Here is a 21,758-nt window from a genome sequence, read left to right as displayed (position 1 = left end):
CTCATCGTCGCTTGCGGCGCCTCAAGGCAGATCGACAGCCCGATAGCCGTAGATCCAATCGAGATCTGCCGCGAGGCTTAGCGGCGGCTTGAGGCCGAGCACGAGATCGCGGCCGATCCGGATCGGCCCTTTCGCATGATAGGCGAACCGGTTGAAGGCGCCACGCTGGCGAAGCTTCGCAATGCGCGGCGCCCGATGTCTTTCAAACCGCGCCAGCGCTTCCGCCACGGGACGGTTCGAAAGAAACGCGGCCAGTTCGTAGGCATCTTCGATCGCCATCGCCGCTCCCTGGGCGGCAAAAGGCATCATCGCATGCGCTGCGTCGCCGATCAGAACCGTCTTTCGGCCATCCTGCCATGCGCCTGATGTGGTTTCGAACAGCGGCCAGAACGTCAGCTTCCTATTTCTGTCGAGCAGCGAGACGATCGCGGTGTTCCAGCCGGAAAGGCGCGCCCGCAGTTGCGCCCGCTGCTCGGCCGTCGCTTCGCTTTGCCAGGCCTGGGGCGCGATATTGCCGGCCGTGATCGCCACCATGTTGAAGCTGCCGGTCTCCCTCAGCGGATAGCAGACGAGATGCGCCGAACCGCCGAGAAAGGCCGAAACGCTTGTCCGGTCGAGGAAACCGGGCGCCTCCGTTTCGGCAATGGTGAAGCGGTAGGCGATATTGCCGGAAAAGCGCGGCGAGGGGCTGCCCGGAACGATTTGCCGGAGCTTCGACCAGACGCCGTCGGCGCCGATCACGACATCGACCGCTCGCTCGAAAGGCGGTGGGGTCGAGTCCATCCGCACGCCGAGGTGAAGCCGGCAGAGCGGATCGGCTGCAACCGCAGCCAAAAGGGCTTTCTGCAATGTGGTTCGGTGCAGGACGCCATAAGGTGCGCCCCAGCGTTCCCGCGCGAATTTGCCGGCCGGCACCGCCGCGAGCTGGCGCAGCGACCCACCCGATATCAGCCGGATCGCGTCCGGCTCAAGCCAGACCTTTGACAGTCCCTCAAGGATACCAAGTTCGGCAAGGATGCGGGAAGCGTTCGGCGAAACCTGCAATCCGGCGCCGATGTCGGTGAGTTCACCCGCCTGCTCGAAGATCTCAGAGCTGATACCCCGGCGTGAAAGCGCAAGGGCAGCTGTCAGTCCTGATATCCCGGCGCCGATGATGGCGGCATGTTCGATCGGCATTGTCCGTCCGATCCGGATCTGGACCGGTTACGCCGCCTTCACATGGAAAACGCAACCGGCCGGATTGGTCTGGCTGGGCTTGAGCGCGGAATTGAAACGATAAAGCGTCGAGCAGTAGGAACAGACCTTCTCGTTGTCGTCGCCCATGTCGATGAAGATATGCGGATGATCGAAGGGAGCCGAAGCGCCCGTGCACATGAATTCCTTGACGCCGACTTCGATAACGCGGTGACCGCCGTCGTTCTGGAAGTGGGGAATGTTGTGGCCGGCCATGTCGCTCTCCGAATGCTCTGAAATGTGCGCGAACCTTATAAGCCTTCGCCGCAAATGTGTAGAGCCAAAGCGCCGCGCCAGGCACAGTTTTTAGCCACAGTTTTTGGCTTCACGATAAAGGGCCGCTCGATTATGGTCGCGCCAAAAAGGAAGGCCCGATGAACCTGAATACGCCGACATTTTCGAGCTTCACCCATGACGGATTGCAGCTCGCCTTCTTCGATGAGGGCGATCCGGCCGGCGTCCCCGTGTTGTTGATCCACGGCTTTGCCTCGACCGCAAACGTCAACTGGGTGCATCCGGGCTGGCTGAAGACGCTCGGCGATGCCGGCTACCGGGTGATCGCCATCGACAATCGCGGCCACGGCGCAAGCGACAAGCCGCACGATGCCGAAGCCTATCGTCCCTGGGTCATGGCCGGCGATGCGATCGCCTTGCTGGATCATCTCGGCATCCCGGAAGCCAATGTCATGGGCTATTCGATGGGCGCGCGCATTTCCGTTTTTGCCGCGCTTGCCAATCCGCATCGCGTCCGTTCGCTGGTGCTCGGCGGCCTCGGCATCGGCATGACCGACGGCGTCGGCGACTGGGACCCGATCGCAGATGCGCTGCTGGCTCCCTCGCTGGAGGCGGTGACGCATACCCGCGGCCGCATGTTCCGCGCCTTCGCCGAGCAGACGAAGAGCGACCGCGTCGCGCTTGCCGATTGTATCCGCGGCTCGCGCGATCTCGTCGCCCGCTCCGACATGGCCAAGCTGGACATGCCGACGCTGATCGGCGTCGGCACCAAGGATGATATCGCCGGCTCGCCGCAGGAATTGGCGGCGCTGATGCAAAATGCCGAAGCGCTCGATATTCCCGGCCGCGATCATATGCTCGCCGTCGGCGACAGGGTTTTCAAGCAGGCGGTTCTGGCCTTCTACGCAAAGGTCGCCCATCGCTGACAACATCGTGATGCCGAAAAACCATACTAAAAAACCATGGCGACGGCACCCATTTATGTTATTGGCGTTTTCCTCTATATATTGGCATTCCGAAAACGGCATTCCTTCCGGCAACGAGGAGAGCGGCGATGGTCGCAAAGACTGACATTCGTGCTTTTGACACAGGCCATCCGCTGAAGGTGATGGATCCCATCTGGGACAGCCTGCGTGAGGAAGCCCGACTCGCCGCCGAACGCGATCCGGTTCTCGCCGCCTTCCTCTATTCTACTGTGATCAACTACCATTCGCTCGAGGAATGCGTCATCCACCGCATCTGCGAACGTCTCGATCACCCCGACATGCAGGCGAACCTGCTTCGCCAGACCTTCGAGGAAATGCTCCTCGACTGGCCGGACTGGAGCTCCATCCTGCGTGTCGATATCCAAGCGATCTACGACCGCGATCCCGCATGCCTGCGCTTCATGGAGGCGGTACTTTATTTCAAGGGCTTCCACGCGCTGCAGACGCATCGTCTCGCCCATTGGCTGCTGAACCGCGGCCGGCGTGATTTTGCGCTTTATCTGCAGAGCCGTTCCTCCAGCGTCTTCCAGACCGACATCAATCCGGCCGCCCGTATCGGCAAGGGCATCTTCCTCGATCACGCCACCGGCCTCGTCGTCGGCGAGACGGCCGTCATCGGCGACAACGTCTCGATCCTGCACGGCGTCACACTCGGCGGTACCGGCAAGGAGGGCGCTGACCGCCATCCGAAGATCGGCTCCGGCGTGATGATCGGCGCCGGTGCGAAGATCCTCGGCAATATCGAGATCGGCTATTGCTCACGCGTCGCCGCCGGCTCCGTCGTCCTGAAGGCGGTGCCGCCCAAGAAGACGGTTGCGGGCGTGCCGGCCAAGGTCGTCGGCGAGGCCGGTTGTTCCGAGCCGTCGCGCAACATGGACCAGGTGATCGGCGCCGATATCTGAGCGCCCATTGGAAACAAGGATAGGAAAAGTCGGCGGGATCCGAACGGGGAGGGCCATGAGCAAACGGCAACCTTGCCTTTACACCGCTGCATTTCCTGTGCAAGAAGCGGCCAATCAAGACCGCTTACGGAGATGACAGAGTGAAGCCAGAAGAAATCAAGAAGCTCGACGCCTATTTCAAGCGCATGTTCAACCCGCAGATGATCGTCAAGGCGCGTCCGCGCAAGGATGATTCTGCGGAAGTCTATCTCGGCGAAGAATTTCTGGGTGTCGTCTATATTGATGACGAGGACGGCGACCGCTCCTACAACTTTTCGATGGCGATCCTCGACGTCGATCTCTGACCGCGCTCGAATGCTTCAAAGGGACCGAACGGTGCGATCCGTTCGGTCTTTTTTGTTTTTTCGATTCGGAGCGAGAATTTGTTCAAAACTTCCGGTTGCGGCATTCTGATATATTTTAGCAAAATCAATTAAAGACGTACGTGCCCCGACGCGTGGGCTTTGTTATATGATTGTCATGCAGCTCCTGGATGTTTTGCAACGCACAAGACTACTTGACTATTTGTGCGTTGCAGCTACCCTGCCGCCACCAACAGCCCAACGGAGGATGGCTCATGTTCAACTTTGACGATGCTAACAAGAAGAGCAAGGAAGCCGTCGACACGGCACTGAAAAACTATTCCGACACCACCAAGGGCTTTCAGGCGATCGCCGCTGAAGCCACGGAATATTCGAAGAAATCCTTTCAGGACGCGGTGACGCATTTCGAAACCCTAGCCGGCGTCAAGAGCTTCGAGGCCGCTTTCGAGCTGCAGACGAGCTACGTTAAGGCGTATTTTGAAGGCTTTGTCTCCGAGACCACGAAGCTCAGTGAGATGTATGCCGATCTCGCCAAATCAGCCTACAAGCCCCATGAAGCACCGATCGCCGCTGCCGTCGTCAAGAGCGCCAAGTCGGCGCCGTCGGCGACGCCTGCTGCCGCATGAATTGATTTTGACGGCGCAACCTGCGCGACATATTGAAAAATGAGGACCGGCTACGCATCTGTGGCCGGTCTTTTTGTTTCCGCTTTCGCTGCAGCGCCCGCATGGGATCGACCAGGGACTTTTTTGGTCTTTCCCGTGCATGCCGGCCATTTCTTGATTGCAGTGTCTGACAGGGGGCTTAAAATCAGCCTATTATGAACTAAGTTAGTGTTTCAGATATTCGGCGGGAAAAGCACCCTCCCATGCTCCGCCGGATTGCTTGAGGAATGAATGACAATGATCGCAAAGCCGATCCGGATGCAGAACGACAGCGAAAGGAACGGGGACAACGCAAATCGAACCTCGGTCATCACACGCACCAAGCCGAAGACCAAAAAGCCCAACCTCTATCGCGTGCTGCTTTTGAATGACGACTACACTCCCATGGAATTCGTCATCCATATTCTGGAGCGTTTTTTTCAGAAGGATCGTGAAAGTGCCACCCGCATCATGCTTCATGTCCATAACCACGGCGTTGGCGAATGCGGAATATTCACATACGAGGTAGCGGAAACGAAGGTCAGCCAGGTGATGGACTTCGCCCGGCAGCACCAGCATCCGCTGCAATGCGTCATGGAAAAGAAGTGAGGATCTGAACGTGCCAACATTTTCGCCTAGTTTAGAGAAGGCGCTCCATCAGGCACTGACCTTTGCCAACGAGCGGCACCACGAATATGCGACGCTCGAGCATCTGCTGCTCGCCCTGATCGACGATGCCGATGCGGCCGCGGTCATGGGTGCCTGCAATGTCGATCTCGACACCTTGCGCAAGACGCTCGTCGAATATGTCGATAACGAACTTTCCAACCTGATCACCGGTTATGACGAGGATTCGAAGCCGACCTCCGGCTTCCAGCGCGTCATCCAGCGTGCCGTCATCCACGTGCAATCGTCTGGCCGCGAAGAGGTGACCGGCGCCAACGTGCTCGTCGCCATCTTCGCCGAGCGCGAAAGCCACGCCGCCTATTTCCTGCAGGAGCAGGAGATGACCCGCTACGATGCCGTCAACTATATCTCCCACGGCATCGGCAAGCGGCCGGGCGCTTCGGATGTGCGTCCCCCGCGCGGCGCTGAGGAAGAAGCCGAAAGCAGCAAGCCGACGGCGCGCGGCGGCGAGGAAGAGGGCGGCCCGAAGAAGCAGCAGGATGCGCTCAAGGCCTATTGCGTCAATCTCAACGAGAAGGCCAAGGGCGGCAAGATCGATCCGCTGATCGGCCGTCACGCCGAGGTCAGCCGCACCATCCAGATCCTGTGCCGCCGTTCGAAGAACAATCCGCTCTACGTCGGTGATCCCGGCGTCGGCAAGACGGCGATCGCCGAAGGCCTTGCCAAGCGCATCGTCGAAGGCAAGGTTCCCGAAGCCCTCGCCGATGCGACGATCTTCTCGCTCGACATGGGCACGCTGCTCGCCGGCACGCGCTACCGCGGCGATTTCGAGGAGCGCCTGAAGCAGGTCGTCAAGGAACTGGAAGAATATCCGGGCGCCGTGCTCTTCATCGACGAGATCCACACGGTGATCGGCGCTGGCGCCACCTCGGGCGGCGCGATGGATGCATCGAACCTGCTGAAGCCGGCCCTATCATCGGGCGCGATTCGCTGCATCGGTTCGACCACCTACAAGGAATACCGCCAGTTCTTCGAGAAGGATCGTGCGCTGGTCCGTCGTTTCCAGAAGATCGACGTCAGCGAACCGTCGATCGAAGATGCGATCGAGATCATGAAGGGCCTGAAGCCCTATTTCGAAGAGTATCACCACCTGCGTTATTCGAATGATGCCATCAAGTCGGCCGTCGAATTGTCGGCCCGCTACATCTCCGACCGCAAGCTGCCCGACAAAGCGATCGACGTGATCGACGAAACCGGTGCGGCCCAGATGCTGCTGCCGCCGTCCAAGCGCCGCAAGCTGATTACCGAAAAGGAGATCGAGGCAACGGTCGCCACGATGGCGCGCATTCCGCCGAAGACCGTCTCCAAGGACGATGAAGCGGTGCTCGCCAATCTCGAGCAGGAACTGCGTTCTGTGGTCTACGGCCAGGATATCGCGATCGAAGCTCTTTCGACCTCGATCAAGCTGGCGCGTGCCGGTCTTCGCGAGCCGAACAAGCCGATCGGCGCCTATGTCTTCTCCGGTCCGACCGGCGTCGGCAAGACCGAGGTGGCAAAGCAGCTGGCATCGTCGCTCGGCGTCGAACTCCTGCGCTTCGACATGTCGGAATATATGGAGCGGCACACGGTCTCGCGTCTGCTCGGTGCACCTCCCGGCTATGTCGGCTTCGACCAGGGCGGTCTTCTGACCGATGGCGTCGACCAGCACCCGCATTGCGTGGTCCTGCTCGACGAAATCGAGAAGGCCCATCCCGACATCTACAATATCCTCTTGCAGGTCATGGACCACGGCACGCTGACCGACCATAACGGCAAGAAGATCGACTTCCGCAACGTCATCCTGATCATGACGACCAATGCGGGTGCGTCGGAAATGGCCAAGGCGGCGATCGGCTTCGGCTCGTCCAAGCGCACCGGCGAGGACGAGGAGGCGCTGACCCGCCTGTTCACGCCGGAATTCCGCAACCGTCTCGACGCGATCATTCCTTTCGCGGCGTTGCCGACGGCCGTCATCCACAAGGTCGTACAGAAGTTCATCATGCAGCTGGAGGCCCAGCTTTCCGAAAGGAACGTCACCTTCGACCTGCACGAGAATGCGATCGCCTGGCTGGCGGAAAAGGGTTACGACGAGAAGATGGGCGCCCGCCCGCTTGCTCGCGTCATTCAGGATACGATCAAGAAGCCGCTCGCCAACGAAATCCTCTTCGGCAAGCTGAAGAAGGGCGGCGTCGTCAATGTCACCGTCGGCCCGAAGGAAGACGGCAAGCCCGGCATCGTGCTCGAAGCCATCTCGGAAACGGCGCCGATCAAGCCGAAGCCCGAAGCCGAGGTTGTGCATCCCGAAGCCGAGGATGGGGATGACGGCGAGCTGAAGACGAAGGCGGCCCGCAAGACCCGCGCCAAAGCGGTGCCGCAGGCCGAGCCTGAGGTCCGCGAAGCCCCGAAGAAGGGAAGCGCGGTTCCGAAGGTTCCACGCAAGAAGTAAGATACCGTCACCGAATTGGAAAAGGCCGCGTCACTGCGGCCTTTTTTGTGTCCGGATCTACATGCGCCCTTTCAGAGCTTGGTGTAGTCGATCTCGAGAAAATCGGCGACCTCGGGCACCCAGCGGTCGCGGACGAAGGCGACATGCAGGGGATGGAGGTTGTACGTGTCGTAGCCAGCCTGATCGTCGAATTCCATCGAAAAGCCGAAGGCATAAGCATTCTTTGGACTCGTCTGCCGAAGCTGCTCGAAATTCCGCACGCTCGGGATCTTGGCAAGCACCAGCGCGTCGGAGAGGAACGACGTTTCTTCAGCCGAGCCGGCTTCGTGCTTCAGGCGGAATGCGACAGTATGGCGGATCATGATCTTGTTCCAAATAATTGTCTGGATTGAATTCTCTCAAATCGACAGGGGTTGACCTTACCCCAGCGCTGCTCTGATCTTTTCGGCATTGCCGGCAAGCACGGCGCCGTCCTCCATCGTGCCGGAATGCGGCTTGAGGGCGGTGCCCTCATGGCGCGGGATGACGTGGAAATGCAGATGGAACACCGTTTGCCCGGCGGCCGGTTCGTTGAATTGGGCGATGAACACACCGTCGGCATCGAAGACGTCCTTGACCGCCTTGGCGACCTTCTGGACCACGGTGATCGCCTGGGTGAGGGTGGCTGGATCGGCATCGAGAATGTTGCGCGACCCCGCCTTCGGAACGACGAGCACGTGGCCCGGCGCCTGCGGCATCACATCCATGAAGGCGATGGTATACTCGTCCTCGTAGATCCGGTGCGAGGGGATTTCACCGCGCAGGATCTTGGCGAAGATGTTGTTGTCGTCATAAGCGGCAGGGTTGGTCATCGCGAAAATCTCCTCGTTTCCAGATTATCCGGGTAGCGCGGCCGGTGCGGCGGCGTCAATCCTCCTGCTGGCGCTCACCCTTGCGGAAAGGGCTGTGCTCGGTCAGCAACTCGCTCATCTGTTCGACATCGGCGCGCTCGCGGGCGAGATAGTCGCCGATCGCCCGGCGAAGGCCGGCATGCGCGACATAATGGGCGGAATGCGTCGTCACCGGCAGGTAACCGCGGGCGAGCTTGTGTTCGCCCTGGGCGCCGGCCTCGACACGTTTCAGCCCTTTCGAAAGGGCGAAGTCGATCGCCTGGTGATAGCAGACCTCGAAATGCAGGAAGGGATGATCCTCGATGCAGCCCCAGTGACGACCGTAGAGCGTATCGCCGCCGATGAAATTGATCGCGCCGGCGATATAGCGCCCGTCGCGTTTGGCCATGACGAGCAGGATATCGTCGGCCATGCGTTCGCCGATTAGCGAATAGAACTTACGGGTGAGGTAGGGCCGGCCCCACTTGCGCCCGCCGGTATCCATGTAAAACTTGAAGAACTGGTCCCAGATGCGTTCCGTCAGGTCGCGGCCGGTCAGCCAGTCGATGCTGATACCGTTTTCGAGGGCGGCGCGACGCTCCTTGCGCAACGCCTTGCGTTTGCGCGAGGCAAGCGTTTCGAGAAAATCCTCGTGATCGGCATAGCCGTCATTGATGAAATGGAACTGCTGGTCGGTGCGGTGCAGATAGCCGTCCATCTCGAAGACGCCGATCTCTTCGTCCGGCACGAAGGTGATATGGGCCGAGGAGATGCCGAGCCGGCGCACCACCTCCTTCAGACTTTCGGCGATCGCGCTCTGGACCGGCAGCCGCTGCAGCCCTTCGGCGACAAGAAGCCGCGGGCCTGTCGCCGGGGTGAACGGGATCGAGCACTGAAGTTTGGGATAATAGCGCCCGCCGGCCCGCTCGAATGCGTCGGCCCAGCCATGGTCGAAGACATATTCGCCCTGGCTGTGGTTCTTGAGATAGCCGGGCAGGGCGCCGATCAATTCGCCGCGCCCGGTCTCGAGCAGCAGATGGTGGCCGAGCCATCCGGTCTCGGCGTCGGCGGAGCCGGATTCCTCCAGCGACGATAAAAAGGCGTGCGAAACGAAAGGGTTGTAGGCAATCGCAGTGCAGGTCTTCGACGCCCCGGAAAGCCTGGACCAGCTCTCCGGGGAAATCGCGGTGAAGGAGCGTTCTACGCGAATGGATAATTCATCAGTCATGGGACAAATGCGAAGCCTGTGGGAGGATAGTCTCGGCTCTGCCTTACAGCGCCGCGCGTCTTTTCAGACGCGCAAAGGACGCTGTAACACTTTGAGTTGCTGCATAATTTATCCTCAAATGGATCCGATTTAAGGAGTTATGCAGCAGTCTGCGCATGATCTTGGCCAAAAAGCGAGCGTCAAGCAGTCGCACGCGGATCGAAGCCTTCGAAGGTCATCTGGTCTGCATTGGCGAATGTGCGTCGGCGCGCCTCTTCGTCACGCACCGTCCAGGTGATGACGGGAATGCCCTTTTCGCGTTCGCCGGTGATGAAGGCATTCGGCAGGTCGTCATAATAATAAGAGATGAAATCGAGACCGATCTCCATCGCCTTTTCATGCGTCTTGAACTCTTCCGGCGTGTTGCCGTTGGCGGTCAGCCCGAGCGGGTAGGGTGAGCCAAGCGCCTTCAGGTCGCGCAGCAGCCAGTGGTCGAAGCTCATCAGCGCCACCTTGCCCTCATAGCCTTCGAGGACCTCGAGCACAGCTTCGGCGAAACCTTCGTCATCGGCCTCGCGCCCCTTGAGCTCCAGCACCAGTGGCACCTTGCCTTCGACGAGATCGAGAAGCTGGCGCAGCGTCGGCACCTTGTCGCTCGTGCCGCCAACGGCGATCAGTCCGAGTTCCCGGGAGGTGCGCTCGCGGATGTCGCCGTTGAGATTGCACAGGCGCTGCAGGTCCTCGTCGTGAAAGATGACCGGCACGCCGTCGGAGGCATAGTGCAGGTCGCATTCGATCGCAAAGCCCGCTTCGACAGCGCGCGAGAAGGCCGAAAGCGTGTTTTCCCAGACATGCGTGTTGAGGTCGTGATAGCCGCGGTGGGCGACCGGCAGTTCCCTGATCCAGGCAACATTGGTCATTTTGCGATTTCCATGATAGCGTCTATCTCGACGGCGGCATTCAGCGGCAGGGCCGCCATGCCGACGGCGGCACGCGCATGTTTGCCGGCTTCGCCAAGCACGCCGGCAATCAGGTTCGAAGCGCCGTTGATGACGAGATGCTGCTCGACGAAGTCGGGCGCCGAGGCGACGAAGCCGTTCAGCTTGATGACGCGCCGGATACGGCCGAGATCGCCGCCAAGTGCGGCCTTCGCCTGGGCAAGGATGTTGATGGCGCAGAGTTCGGCGCCGCGCTGCCCCCTTGCAACGTCGACGGTCTTGCCGAGATGGCCCGAGACAGTGACCTTGCCGCCTTCGAGCGGCAGCTGGCCGGAGATGTAGAGAAGATTGCCGCTGATCACATAGGGAACGTAATTTGCAGCAGGTGCTGCGGCCTCGGGAAGGGTTATCCCCATCTCAATCAGGCGAGCCGCAATTTCATCGGGCATTTTCGTCTCCGCTTTTGTTGTCAATTCTTCAAAAATTATGCATCAAGACTAGATTCTTCAATATGACAGTTTCGAGCCTCGATTTGGCCGAAAGCGTTCTTATAACATGGCGACCGAGTCCAACAGGAGTTAATGAATGTTCCGATCGAGTCTTGTCGCTCTGCTTCTCGCCAGCGTTTCCGCCAATGCATGGGCGGCTGCGCCTGCGGTTAGCGCTGCGATCGCGACCGGCCTCGTCGCACATCGCGCGGTCTACGATCTGGAATTGAAGGATGCCTCGGACCGCTCCGGCATCGCCGCCATGTACGGTCGCATGGTCTATGAGTTCGACGGCAGCTATTGCCAGGGCTTTACCACCAATTTCCGCTTCGTGACGCAGATCGACACCGGCGACAGCGTGCGTGTCAGCGATCAGCAGACAAAGACCTTCGAGAACCTGAAGGACGGCAAGTTCACTTTCGACACCAAATCCTTCACCGACGAGCAGCTCGATAAAGAGGTCAACGGTGCGGCGCAGGACCAGCCTGATGGTGTCAAGGTCGATCTCAAGCAGCCGGCGAGCCGCGAGCTGCAGCTTTTAGAAAGCCGTTTTCCCACGGAACATATGCTCGATGTGATCCAGCACGCCAAGGACGGCAAGCGCTTCTTCGAGGCGCGCGTCTTCGACGGTTCGGACGACGGCGACAAGTCGCTGGCGACGACCACGATCGTCGGCAAGCAGGAGACGCCGATCGCCGAGGAAGCCGATGCCGGCAATGCCGGCGCCTTCTCCAAGACGGCCTTCTGGCCGGTGACGATCGCCTATTTCAACGAAAGTGCGAAATCGGATGCGTTGCCGGTCTACCGCATGTCCTTCAAGCTCTATGAGAACGGCATTACCCGCGATCTGACGATGGATTACGGTGATTTCGTCCTGACCGGCAAGCTCGCCAAGCTGGAGCTGCTCGACCGCAAGGCCGAGGTTTGCAAGTAGGCGACGAGATCTCGCCTGTCATAAAACTGTATCATAAAATTCACTATGGTTCGGCGATCAGCGATGACTGAGTCGCCGTCTGTCGTCCTGCTTTTCGGGTCGGTGCGATCCTGGCGGCCAAGCCATTGCGATGACGTCTATCTGCTAGACTGCGTAGCCATTACGCATCGCAAGCTTGAAAGCCCGAACCATGGCCGACACCGATCTCGCGACTGTTCAGAATGCCGCCCTGTCGGTTGTCGTCGCCGATCCGGCGGAAATTGCCCGCATTTCCGATAGCATCAACATCACCGACCGTGCCGGCATCTCGGTCTATGGCGACCGCGCCCAGCAGGCGGTCAGCGATTATGCCGACAAGATCCTGCGCGAAGTCCGCAACAAGGACCTCGGCGATGTCGGCCGCCTGCTGACCGACATCATCCTCAAATCGAAAAGCCTCGATCCGGCATCGTTGAAGGATAAGGGTTTCCTCAGCCGCATGTTTCTCTCGGCCAAGGCCCGGCTCGAACGCTTCAAGGCGGAGTTCGAAGACGTGGCCGGCCAGATCGACCGGATCGGCCTGGAACTCGACCGTCATAAGGACACGCTGAGGCGCGACATTGCGCTGCTCGACGACCTGCATGAGGAAACCAGGCAATCGATCATGCGGCTCGAGGCCTATGTTCAGGCCGGCAAGACTTTCGCCGAGCGTTTCCGCAGCGTCGATCTGCCGAGGCTGAAGGCGCAAGCCGAGGCGGCGGCGACCGGCCCCGGCGGCGGCATGCTGGAAGCACAGACCTATCAGGACAGCCTGCAGGCGCTCGACCGGCTGGAAAAGCGGGTCTTCTACCTGCAGCAGGCCCGTCAGCTCGGCATCCAGCAATTGCCGCAGATCCGCATCGTTCAGGCGGGCGATGAGACGCTGATCGAGAATCTGCAGGCGACTTCGACGCTGACGGTGCCGGCCTGGAAGCAGAAGATGGTGATCCTGCTCGGCTTGACGCGGCAGAAATCGGCGCTCGACCTGCAGAAGGCGGTGACCGACGCCACCAACGATATGATCCGCCAGGCATCCAAGATGATGAAAGACCAGGCGATCGCAATCGAGCAGCAGTCGCAGCGCGGCATCGTCGATATCGACACGCTCGCCAAGGCGAACAGGGATCTGATCGATACGATATCAGGCGTGCTGCAGGTTCAGGAGGAGGGACGCCGCAAGCGGGCGCTCGCCGAACAGCAGATGGAGCAGATGACGATCGAACTCAAGAAGGCGATGACCCAAGCGTGATCGGCAAGATGACGATGCGAGCACTGCTTTCAGGCCTGGCACTTCTTGCCGCTCTGCCCCTTGCCGGCTGCAATCCCCTGGGGCCGGATTTCTCGATCGTATCGGGATCGGAGAACACCGTTCTGCAGCCGATCGTCGAAGAATTCTGCAAGCAGAAGAACGCCACCTGCACCTTCAAATATGAAGGCACGCTCGATATCGGTCTGGCGCTGCAGAGTGACCAGGGCGTCGCGCAGGATGCGGTCTGGCCGGCCTCCAGCGCCTGGGTCGACATGTTCGACACCAAGCGCCGCGTCAAGAGCCTGACCTCAATCGCCCAGACGCCGGTGGTCTTGGGCGTGCGCAGGTCGAAGGCCGAGCAGCTCGGCTGGATCGGCAAGGACGTCTTCATGAAGGACATTCTCGCTGCGGTCGAGAGCGGGTCGCTGAAGTTCCTGATGACCTCGGCGACGCAATCCAATTCGGGCGCCAGCGCCTATCTTGCCATGCTGTCGAGCGCGCTCGGCAACAAGCCGGTGATCGAGCCCGGCGATCTCGACGACAAACACGTCCAGGAGAGCGTCCGGTCGCTGCTGTCAGGTGTCGTGCGCTCTTCCGGCTCTTCCGGCTGGCTTGCCGATCTCTATGTCGAATCCGCCGGCAAGGGCACGATCTATGATGCGATGTGGAATTACGAGGCGGTGCTGAAGGAAACCAACGACAAGCTCGCCGCCCTGTCGCAGGAACCGCTTTACGCGATCTATCCGGCCGATGGTGTGGCCATGGCGGATTCGCCTATCGGTTTCGTCGATCATGGCCGCGGGCCGGAAGTCCAGACCTTCTTCAACGATCTGCTCGCCTATCTGAGCTCGGCCCCCGTGCAGCAGCGCATCGCCGATACCGGCCGGCGCATTCCCTTGACCGGCGTTGCCGCAAAGCCGGAGCCAAGCTGGAATTTCGATCCCGCCCGGCTGGTGACGGCAATCCGCATGCCGGAGGCGGGCGTCATCCGCCAGGCGCTCAACCTTTATCAGGCCGCGCTGCGCAAACCGTCCCTGACCGCGCTCTGCCTCGATTTTTCCGGTTCGATGCAGGGTGACGGCGAGGATCAGCTGCAGAAGGCGATGCGTTTCCTGTTGACGCCCGACGAGGCGAGCAAGGTGCTGGTGCAATGGTCGCCCGCCGATCAGATCATCGTCATTCCCTTCGACGGCAGCGTGCGCAACACTTTCATGGCGAGTGGAAATCCGCTGGAGCAGGAGGGGCTGCTGAACGAGATTTCCCGGCAGAAGGCCAATGGCGGCACGAACATGTATGCCTGCGCCGCACGGGCTCTGCAGCAGATTGCCCGAACCGACGGGCTCTCGACTTATCTGCCTGCCATCGTCATCATGACCGACGGCAAGTCCGATGATCAAAGCCAGCCCTTCACCAGAGAATGGAAGGCGATGGAGCCGCATGTGCCGATCTTCGGCATCACATTCGGCGATGCCGACAAGACCCAGCTCGACAGTCTCGCCAAGCTGACCTCGGCGCGCGTATTCGATGGCGGTTCGGATCTCGCCACCGCCTTCCGCACCGCGCGAGGCTACAATTAGGACAGTCATGCGCAACTGGCTCGGCAATGACGGCAACTGGATCGTGGCGGGACTGGCTGCGGCAATCACCGTGCCGCTCTTGAGCTTTGCAGCCGGCATGCCCTTCTGGATCGCCGCCATCATCGCCCTTCTGGTCTTTGCCGGCCTCGTCATTCTGCTCGCGCCGCGCCGGCTGTTCGAAGGCCTCGATATCAAGAGCATCGGCAGCGGGCGCGTCGCCTTTGCCCGCGACCTGCTAGAGGCCGCCGTTCCCTTTGCACAGAGGCTGGAGACTGCCGCCGACACGATAAGCGATCGTCAGATGGCAGCCGCAGTCCGGCATCTCGCCGAAATTGCCGCCGATGTCTTTCGCAAGGTCGAGGCCAAGCCCGAGAGCGCCAATGCGGTACGGCGGTTCCTCTCCTATTATCTGCCGCGTGCCGCCGAGGTGGCGGAAGGTTTTGCCGTGATCGAGGCCAAGCGCGTTCCAGACTCCAAGCAGCTGGAAGAGGTGCGCGGCGTGCTGGTCAAGCTCGAAGAGGCCTTCGTCCATTATGCCGACAGCCTGGTCGATGAGGAACTCGGCACGCTCGACACCGATCTGCGCCTCATCCAGGCATCGCTTAAAGAGGATATCGGACGCTGATGGCCCTTTCTCGTCGCGCCTTTGGAGTGGGACTGCTCGGAGCCGGCGTCGTCGGCACCGGCGGTTATTTCGCCGTCCGTGATCGGCCGGAATTGCAGGGCCTGCTCGGCAGCCGCACGACGCTGTTCGGCTTCGTCGGCGGCGAGAAGGAAGCCTTCCTGGCCGATCCCGACGTCATCAAGGCGCTCGGCGGATACGGATTGACGGTGGGCAGCCGTGTCGCCGGCTCCGTCGAGATGGTCCGCGAACAGGCGCTGCTGTCGCAGCATCCGCAATTCCTCTGGCCGTCCTCCTCGATCATGGTCGATATCGCCAGGCAGAACGGCATTTCCATCCGCAACGACCGCGTCGTGCTGAACACGCCGATCGTCGTCTATTCCTGGCAGCCCGTCGTCGATGGACTGATGAAAGCGGGATTGGTGACGGTGACGAACGAAGGCCATCATCAGCTCGACCTCAAGGCTTTGCTGGATGCGATCCTTGCCGGGTCCGACTGGTCGAAGCTCGGCGTCAATTCGCTCTACGGCCGTGCCCGCATCGTCTCGACCGATCCCAACCGCTCCAATTCCGGCTTCATGTTCGCAGGCCTGGTGCTCAGCCTTTTCAGCGGCAATGTCGCGACTTCAGGCGATCTCGCCACCTTCGGCGGCAAGGTGCAGGCGATCTTCCGCAACATGGGCTTCAAGTCGCCGTCGTCAGGCAAACTTTTCGACCAGTATCTCGCAGGCGGCCTCGGCGGCGAGCCGATGATCGTCGGTTATGAGAACCAGTTGGTCGAATGGATCCTCGCCGATCCCGCACGCTGGGACCGCATCAAGGCGAGTGCCGGCGCAAAGCCGGTGGTGCTCTATCCGCGCCCGACCGTCTATTCGGCGCATCCGCTGATCGTCGTCGACGAGAACGCCAACCGGCTGATCGAAGCGCTGGTGAGCCCGAAGCTCCAGGAACTCGCCTGGACGAGACACGGCTTCCGCGGTCCGCTGGGGACCGCCACCGGCAACGCCGACAGTGCGATCGGCACCCTGCTGCCGGCCGAGGTCGATGCCATCCTGCCGATGCCGGATGCAGGCGTTATGCTGTCGCTGCTGCCGACACTGGCAAGCTGAGCCGCCAGGTTTTTTCGGCATAAGCCTTGCTTTTGCGCCAAATCGAATGTATGGGCACCGGCATTCCACACGTAAGGCATGGGATCGTCCGGGAGAAATCCGGGCTGTTCCGCCCGGTGGCATCCTCGAAGAGGGTGCTGTTCGCCTTGCGGAGGTTCAACCGGAAAAGGAGTAACAAGGCATGGCATTGCCTGATTTTTCTATGCGCCAGCTTCTTGAGGCAGGCGTCCACTTCGGCCACCAGACTCATCGCTGGAACCCGAAGATGAAGCCGTATATCTTCGGCGATCGCAACAACATTCACATCATCGATCTGGCCCAGACCGTTCCGATGCTGTCGCGCGCCCTCCAGGTCGTCAGCGACACCGTTGCCCGCGGCGGCCGCGTTCTCTTCGTCGGCACCAAGCGCCAGGCGTCCGAGATCATTGCCGACAGCGCCAAGCGCTCGGCCCAGTACTACGTCAACTCGCGCTGGCTCGGCGGCATGATGACGAACTGGAAGACGATCTCCAACTCGATCCAGCGTCTGCGCAAGCTCGACGAGATCCTGAACGGCGAAGCCCAGGGCTTCACCAAGAAGGAACGCCTGAACCTCGAGCGTGAACGTGAAAAGCTGGACAAGGCTCTTGGCGGTATCCGTGATATGGGCGGCACGCCCGACCTGATGTTTATCATCGACACCAACAAGGAAAAGATCGCGATCGACGAAGCCAAGCGCCTCGGCATCCCGGTTGTCGCCATCATCGACTCGAACTGCGATCCGGACCTGATCGACTATCCGATCCCGGGTAACGACGACGCATCGCGCGCGATCGCTCTTTACTGCGAGCTGATCTCCCGCGCCGCCATCGACGGCATCGCACGCCAGCAGGGCTCTTCCGGCCGCGATCTCGGCGCATCCTCCGAAGTTCCGGTCGAGCCGGCTCTCGAGGAAGCAGCCGAAGGCTGATGAAAGCGGGCGGATCGAAAAGGTCCGCCAATGCTTGCAGAGACTGGGAAAGGCCGCTCGCGACTCATCGAAGTTCGGCGGCCTTGCCTGTTTCAAGGGGAGGGCGTCAGGCTCTCCGCCCGATAAATTTCGTTATGGCGCGTCTTCATCACGCTGTCATACATACAGGTACATTTCGTGCCTCAATCCGGTGCCGAGCCGCGCTTTACGGCCCACCGTATGAACCGACAAGAGGAAGCTAATGAGCGAGATTACGGCTGCAATGGTGAAGGAACTGCGCGAAAAGACCGGCGCAGGCATGATGGACTGCAAGAAGGCTCTTGCTGAAACCGGTGGCGACATGGAAGCGGCGATCGACTGGTTGCGTGCCAAGGGCATCGCCAAGGCCGACAAGAAGTCCGGCCGCACTGCTGCCGAAGGCCTCATCGGCGTTTCGAGCCAGGGCACCAAGGCCGTCGTCGTCGAAGTCAATTCCGAAACCGACTTCGTTGCCCGTAACGATGCCTTCCAGGAACTCGTTCGCGGCATCGCCAAGGTCGCCGTATCCACCGACGGCACTGTCGATGCCGTTGCCGCTGCGATCTACCCGGCATCCGGCAAGTCCGTGTCCGACACGATCAAGGATGCGATCGCAACGATCGGCGAGAACATGAACCTGCGCCGTTCGGTTGCTCTCTCGGTCGAGGACGGCGTCGTCGCCACCTATATCCACAATGCTGTTTCCGACGGCCTCGGCAAGCTCGGCGTTCTCGTTGCGCTGAAGTCTACCGGCGACAAGGAAGCCCTGAACGCCATCGGCCGTCAGGTTGCCATGCACATCGCTGCCACTGCGCCGCTGGCGATCCGCCCGGAAGAAGTCGATGCCGCCGTCGCCGAGCGCGAGCGCAACGTCTTCATCGAGCAGTCGCGCGCTTCCGGCAAGCCGGACAATATCATCGAGAAGATGGTCGACGGCCGTATGCGCAAGTTCTTCGAGGAAGTCGCTCTTCTCTCGCAGGCTTTCGTCATCAATCCGGATCTGACCGTTGCAGCCGCCATCAAGGAAGCTGAAAAGGCCGTCGGCGCGCCGATCGAGGTTGCCGGCATGGCCCGTCTGCTGCTCGGCGAAGGCGTCGAGAAGGAAGAATCCGACTTCGCGGCCGAAGTCGCTGCTGCCGTCAAGGGTTGATCTTCCAGCCATAATTGGGAAAACACGAAGGGCATCGCGTGACAACGCGGTGCCCTTCGTGTATCGGGCATTCACGGCAATTTACGAGGAGCCAAGATGTCTTTAGAGCCTGTCTATAAACGTGTTCTACTCAAGGCTTCCGGCGAAGCGCTCATGGGTGGCCAGGGTTTCGGGATCGATGTGACGGTGGCGGACCGCATTGCATCCGACATCGCCGAGGCACGGCATATGGGCGTGGAAGTCGGCGTCGTCGTCGGTGGCGGCAATATCTTCCGCGGTGTCGCGGTAGCGTCCAAGGGCGGCGACCGGGTGACTGGCGACCATATGGGCATGCTCGGCACGATAATCAATGCGCTGGCGCTGGCAACCTCGCTGCGCAAGCTGAACATCGATACGGTGGTGCTTTCGGCCATCTCCATGCCCGAGATCTGCGAGAGCTTTTCGCAGCGCGCAACCCTTTATCATCTGTCGATGGGACGCGTGGTGATCTTTGCCGGCGGCACCGGCAACCCCTTTTTCACCACCGATTCCGCCGCAGCACTTCGTGCGGCCGAAATGGGTGCGGAAGCGATCTTCAAGGGCACCCAGGTGGACGGCATCTATACCGCCGACCCGAAGAAATATCCCGATGCGACCCGCCTCGACCGGCTGACGCACCAGGAAGTGCTGGACAGGGGGCTTGCGGTGATGGACGTTGCCGCCGTAGCGCTCGCCAGGGAGAATTCCATTCCGATCATCGTCTTCTCGATCCACGAGAAGGGTGGTTTTGCTGAAATCTTGACGGGCGGTGGTCTCAAGACCATCGTCTCCGACAACTGATATAAGCTGCGCCGCGGTTTCGGCGCAGCCCTCGCTAGAACATGATGATTTTAGGCCCGGTGGGGCCTAAAATCTGAATCATGTTCGACATTAAATAGTTAGAGCATGATGTCGCCCGAAAACCGCTGACACTTTTCGGCATCATGCTCTAGACGGGAGCATCCATATGAGTGAAGGTATCGACATCAAGGAACTGAAGCGCCGCATGGACGGCGCGATTTCCGCATTCAAGAGCGACATCGCATCGCTGCGCACCGGCCGTGCTTCGGCCAACATCCTCGACCCGGTGACGATCGAGGCCTATGGTTCGCGCATGCCGCTGAACCAGGTCGCCAACATCACCGTGCCCGAGCCGCGCATGCTGTCGGTTTCCGTCTGGGACAAGTCGATGGTCAGCGCCGTCGAGCGTGGCATTCGCGAATCCAATCTCGGCCTCAACCCGATCGTCGATGGCCAGAACCTGCGCATTCCGCTGCCGGAGCTGAACGAGGAGCGCCGCAAGTCGCTCGTCAAGGTGGCGCACGACTATGCCGAAAAGAGCAAGGTGGCGATTCGCCATGTCCGCCGCGACGGCATGGACGGCCTCAAGAAAGCCGAAAAGGATGGGGTAATCGGCCAGGACGAGAGCCGGGCGCAGTCGGAACGTGTCCAGAAGATGACGGACGAGACGATTTCCGAAGTCGACCGCTTGCTTGGCGAGAAGGAAAAGGAAATCATGCAGGTCTAGAGGATCTGTGCCTTTGCCTGGAAAGACCGGACGGGAAATGTCGGAATCTGTATTTGTGACTGTGCCAGAGCATGTTGCCATCATCATGGACGGCAATGGCCGTTGGGCCAAGCAGCGCGGCCTGCCGCGCACGATGGGCCATCGCAAGGGCGTCGAGGCGGTGCGCGAGACAGTCCGCGCCGCCGGTGCGGCCGGCATAAAATATCTGACCCTCTTTGCCTTCTCCTCGGAGAACTGGCGCCGGCCCGAAGCCGAGGTTTCCGATCTGCTCGGTCTGCTCAAGGCGTTCATCCGGCGCGACCTCGCCGAGCTCCATCGCCAGAACGTGCGGATCAAGGTGATCGGCGACCGCCACAGCCTGCGCAGTGACATTCTGGGCCTTTTGCTGGAGGCGGAGGAGACGACCAAGGACAACACGTCACTGACGCTCGTCATCGCCTTCAACTATGGTTCGCGCGACGAGATCGCCCGCGCCGTCGTCAGTCTCGCCCGCGACGTCGAGGCCGGCCGGCTGAGAGCGCAGGATATTACACCGGCGCTGATCAACGCCCGTCTTGACACGGCCGGCATTCCCGATCCGGATCTCATTATCCGCACCAGCGGCGAAGAGCGGCTTTCCAACTTCCTTCTCTGGCAGGCCGCCTATTCGGAATTTATCTTCCTTCCGGAATATTGGCCGGATTTCAGCTCCGAGATCTTCCGCTCGGCGCTCGAGACATTCGCCTCTCGTGACCGGCGCTTCGGCGGCCTGTCGTCGCAGGCGGCCGCGGTCGGCACCTGATGCAGCAGGAACTGAAGCTCCGCATCGTTTCAGGACTGATTCTTGCGGCCATCGTTCTTGCCGCTACCTGGTATGGCGCCCTTGCCTTTCGTGTGCTGGCAGTCGTGATCGGCCTGCTGATCTACTATGAATGGTCGAAAATGACCGGCATCGCGCGCGATTGGGTCGCCAATGCCGTCGGCTGGATCGGCGAGGCGGCGATTGCCTTCCTTGTGCTTGTCGGCAATTTCGAATTCGCCGTCGGTATGCTGGCCGGCGTCACCGCCGTCGGCATCGCCCTGATCATCCTGCAGGGCACGAGCCGCTGGTTGCCAGTGGGCCTGTTTTATGCCGGCGCCACCGGCCTGGCGCTTGCCGCGATCAGAAGCGATGACCGGCCTGGCCTTTACGCCATGCTCTTCGTCTTTGCCGTCGTCTGGGCAACGGATATCCTTGCCTATTTCGTCGGCAGGGCGCTTGGCGGGCCTAAGCTTGCCCCTTCGATCTCGCCCGGAAAGACCTGGTCGGGTGCAATCGGTGGCGCTATTTCGGCGGTCGTAGCCGGCGTCCTTCTCATCCATTTTCTGCTTCCGGGCGCTGAAATCGTCGCCGCCGGCGTGGCGTTCGTTCTCTCGGTTTGCAGCCAGGTGGGCGATCTTTTCGAATCGTTCATCAAGCGAAAATTCGGCGTCAAGGATTCGAGCCGTCTCATTCCGGGCCATGGCGGCGTCATGGACCGTGTCGACGGACTGATTTTCGCCTGTTTTTCGGCGTTCTTGCTTGCTGGGGTTTTTTCCCTGATAAAGGGGGCCGGAATGACGTCGCTTGGCGCGGCATTGTTCGGGCTCTGA

The 21,758-nt window shown here is 60.6% G+C and carries 24 protein-coding genes; 17 read left to right on the top strand and 7 right to left on the bottom strand.

The genetic code is table 11. The annotated features are described in order from the left end of the window. Nucleotides 1–21: 21 nt before the first annotated feature. Together BS630_RS34985 and BS630_RS34980 are read right to left on the bottom strand one after the other, a co-directional pair. Nucleotides 22–1,176, bottom strand: a complete 1,155-nt coding sequence (locus tag BS630_RS34985) for an FAD-dependent monooxygenase (RefSeq protein WP_077981123.1) — start codon at nt 1,174–1,176, stop codon at nt 22–24. Nucleotides 1,177–1,203: 27 nt separating this feature from the next. Beyond that, entirely contained in the window at nt 1,204–1,449 is a 246-nt protein-coding gene (locus BS630_RS34980; RefSeq protein ID WP_003539274.1) for a zinc-finger domain-containing protein, read from the bottom strand. Between the two features lie 158 nt (nt 1,450–1,607). On the opposite strand from BS630_RS34980, the gene BS630_RS34975 reads away from it, so the two are divergent. The 6 genes from BS630_RS34975 to clpA all read left to right on the top strand — a co-directional run bounded on the left by BS630_RS34975 (nt 1,608) and on the right by clpA (nt 7,473). Then, entirely contained in the window at nt 1,608–2,393 is a 786-nt protein-coding gene (locus BS630_RS34975; protein ID WP_077981122.1) for an alpha/beta fold hydrolase, read from the top strand. Nucleotides 2,394–2,521: 128 nt separating this feature from the next. Next, nucleotides 2,522–3,355 carry a serine O-acetyltransferase gene (gene cysE / locus BS630_RS34970; protein ID WP_003539276.1) on the top strand — a complete coding sequence of 278 codons (834 nt, stop codon included), beginning with the start codon at nt 2,522–2,524 and terminating at the stop codon, nt 3,353–3,355. Nucleotides 3,356–3,495: 140 nt separating this feature from the next. Beyond that, nucleotides 3,496–3,699 carry a DUF3126 family protein gene (locus BS630_RS34965; RefSeq protein ID WP_003539277.1) on the top strand — a complete coding sequence of 68 codons (204 nt, stop codon included), beginning with the start codon at nt 3,496–3,498 and terminating at the stop codon, nt 3,697–3,699. A gap of 272 nt (nt 3,700–3,971) precedes the next feature. Next, on the top strand, nt 3,972–4,343 hold the full coding sequence (locus tag BS630_RS34960) for a phasin family protein (RefSeq protein ID WP_077981121.1): 372 nt from the start codon (nt 3,972–3,974) through the stop codon (nt 4,341–4,343). Between the two features lie 276 nt (nt 4,344–4,619). Then, nucleotides 4,620–4,970: an ATP-dependent Clp protease adapter ClpS gene (gene clpS / locus BS630_RS34955; protein WP_017988219.1), complete on the top strand. Its 351-nt coding sequence runs from the start codon at nt 4,620–4,622 to the stop codon at nt 4,968–4,970. A 10-nt stretch (nt 4,971–4,980) separates the two neighbouring features. Beyond that, nucleotides 4,981–7,473, top strand: a complete 2,493-nt coding sequence (gene clpA, locus BS630_RS34950) for an ATP-dependent Clp protease ATP-binding subunit ClpA (protein ID WP_077981120.1) — start codon at nt 4,981–4,983, stop codon at nt 7,471–7,473. 71 nt (nt 7,474–7,544) lie between these two features. On the opposite strand, the gene BS630_RS34945 is transcribed toward clpA, so the two are convergent. From BS630_RS34945 to BS630_RS34925, 5 genes are all read right to left on the bottom strand, one after another. After that, entirely contained in the window at nt 7,545–7,835 is a 291-nt protein-coding gene (locus BS630_RS34945) for a Dabb family protein (protein WP_077981119.1), read from the bottom strand. A gap of 57 nt (nt 7,836–7,892) precedes the next feature. Beyond that, nucleotides 7,893–8,324 carry an HIT family protein gene (locus BS630_RS34940; protein ID WP_077981118.1) on the bottom strand — a complete coding sequence of 144 codons (432 nt, stop codon included), beginning with the start codon at nt 8,322–8,324 and terminating at the stop codon, nt 7,893–7,895. Between the two features lie 55 nt (nt 8,325–8,379). Continuing rightward, complete coding sequence (locus tag BS630_RS34935; protein WP_077981117.1) at nt 8,380–9,570, bottom strand: GNAT family N-acetyltransferase; 1,191 nt, start codon at nt 9,568–9,570, stop codon at nt 8,380–8,382. Between the two features lie 179 nt (nt 9,571–9,749). Then, nucleotides 9,750–10,469 carry a glycerophosphodiester phosphodiesterase gene (locus BS630_RS34930; protein WP_077981116.1) on the bottom strand — a complete coding sequence of 240 codons (720 nt, stop codon included), beginning with the start codon at nt 10,467–10,469 and terminating at the stop codon, nt 9,750–9,752. Continuing rightward, the gene (locus BS630_RS34925; RefSeq protein WP_077981115.1) at nt 10,466–10,936 is read right to left on the bottom strand and encodes a RidA family protein; all 471 of its coding nucleotides are present in this window, start codon (nt 10,934–10,936) and stop codon (nt 10,466–10,468) included. The genes BS630_RS34930 and BS630_RS34925 overlap by 4 nt, the downstream gene beginning before the upstream one ends. Before the next feature lie 136 nt (nt 10,937–11,072). Here BS630_RS34925 and BS630_RS34920 point away from each other — a divergent pair, with 136 nt between their 5' ends. The 11 genes from BS630_RS34920 to BS630_RS34870 all read left to right on the top strand — a co-directional run bounded on the left by BS630_RS34920 (nt 11,073) and on the right by BS630_RS34870 (nt 21,758). Next, complete coding sequence (locus BS630_RS34920; protein WP_065279804.1) at nt 11,073–11,909, top strand: cell envelope integrity EipB family protein; 837 nt, start codon at nt 11,073–11,075, stop codon at nt 11,907–11,909. Between the two features lie 190 nt (nt 11,910–12,099). Beyond that, complete coding sequence (locus BS630_RS34915; RefSeq protein ID WP_077981114.1) at nt 12,100–13,176, top strand: toxic anion resistance protein; 1,077 nt, start codon at nt 12,100–12,102, stop codon at nt 13,174–13,176. Between the two features lie 14 nt (nt 13,177–13,190). Beyond that, nucleotides 13,191–14,753 carry a substrate-binding domain-containing protein gene (locus BS630_RS34910; RefSeq protein WP_077981277.1) on the top strand — a complete coding sequence of 521 codons (1,563 nt, stop codon included), beginning with the start codon at nt 13,191–13,193 and terminating at the stop codon, nt 14,751–14,753. Between the two features lie 7 nt (nt 14,754–14,760). Next, nucleotides 14,761–15,378: a 5-bromo-4-chloroindolyl phosphate hydrolysis family protein gene (locus tag BS630_RS34905; RefSeq protein ID WP_077981113.1), complete on the top strand. Its 618-nt coding sequence runs from the start codon at nt 14,761–14,763 to the stop codon at nt 15,376–15,378. After that, on the top strand, nt 15,378–16,484 hold the full coding sequence (locus BS630_RS34900) for a type 2 periplasmic-binding domain-containing protein (RefSeq protein ID WP_017960277.1): 1,107 nt from the start codon (nt 15,378–15,380) through the stop codon (nt 16,482–16,484). The genes BS630_RS34905 and BS630_RS34900 overlap by 1 nt, the downstream gene beginning before the upstream one ends. A gap of 181 nt (nt 16,485–16,665) precedes the next feature. Further along, nucleotides 16,666–17,433, top strand: a complete 768-nt coding sequence (rpsB, locus tag BS630_RS34895) for a 30S ribosomal protein S2 (protein ID WP_003539287.1) — start codon at nt 16,666–16,668, stop codon at nt 17,431–17,433. A 241-nt stretch (nt 17,434–17,674) separates the two neighbouring features. Next, nucleotides 17,675–18,601 carry a translation elongation factor Ts gene (gene tsf, locus BS630_RS34890; RefSeq protein ID WP_017960278.1) on the top strand — a complete coding sequence of 309 codons (927 nt, stop codon included), beginning with the start codon at nt 17,675–17,677 and terminating at the stop codon, nt 18,599–18,601. A 96-nt stretch (nt 18,602–18,697) separates the two neighbouring features. Continuing rightward, nucleotides 18,698–19,420 carry a UMP kinase gene (gene pyrH, locus BS630_RS34885; RefSeq protein ID WP_003539289.1) on the top strand — a complete coding sequence of 241 codons (723 nt, stop codon included), beginning with the start codon at nt 18,698–18,700 and terminating at the stop codon, nt 19,418–19,420. A 166-nt stretch (nt 19,421–19,586) separates the two neighbouring features. Then, nucleotides 19,587–20,147 (top strand): ribosome recycling factor, encoded by a 561-nt coding sequence (gene frr, locus BS630_RS34880; protein WP_077981112.1) that lies wholly within the window; start codon nt 19,587–19,589, stop codon nt 20,145–20,147. 37 nt (nt 20,148–20,184) lie between these two features. Beyond that, nucleotides 20,185–20,928, top strand: a complete 744-nt coding sequence (locus BS630_RS34875) for an isoprenyl transferase (protein WP_017960280.1) — start codon at nt 20,185–20,187, stop codon at nt 20,926–20,928. Continuing rightward, nucleotides 20,928–21,758 carry a phosphatidate cytidylyltransferase gene (locus BS630_RS34870; RefSeq protein ID WP_077981111.1) on the top strand — a complete coding sequence of 277 codons (831 nt, stop codon included), beginning with the start codon at nt 20,928–20,930 and terminating at the stop codon, nt 21,756–21,758. The genes BS630_RS34875 and BS630_RS34870 overlap by 1 nt, the downstream gene beginning before the upstream one ends.

The sequence above is a fragment of the Rhizobium laguerreae genome, from assembly GCF_002008165.1.
Classification (GTDB): Bacteria; Pseudomonadota; Alphaproteobacteria; order Rhizobiales; family Rhizobiaceae; genus Rhizobium; species Rhizobium laguerreae.
Note: the sequence above shows the minus strand (reverse complement) of the source record. Positions and strands in the feature narration are given on the sequence as shown.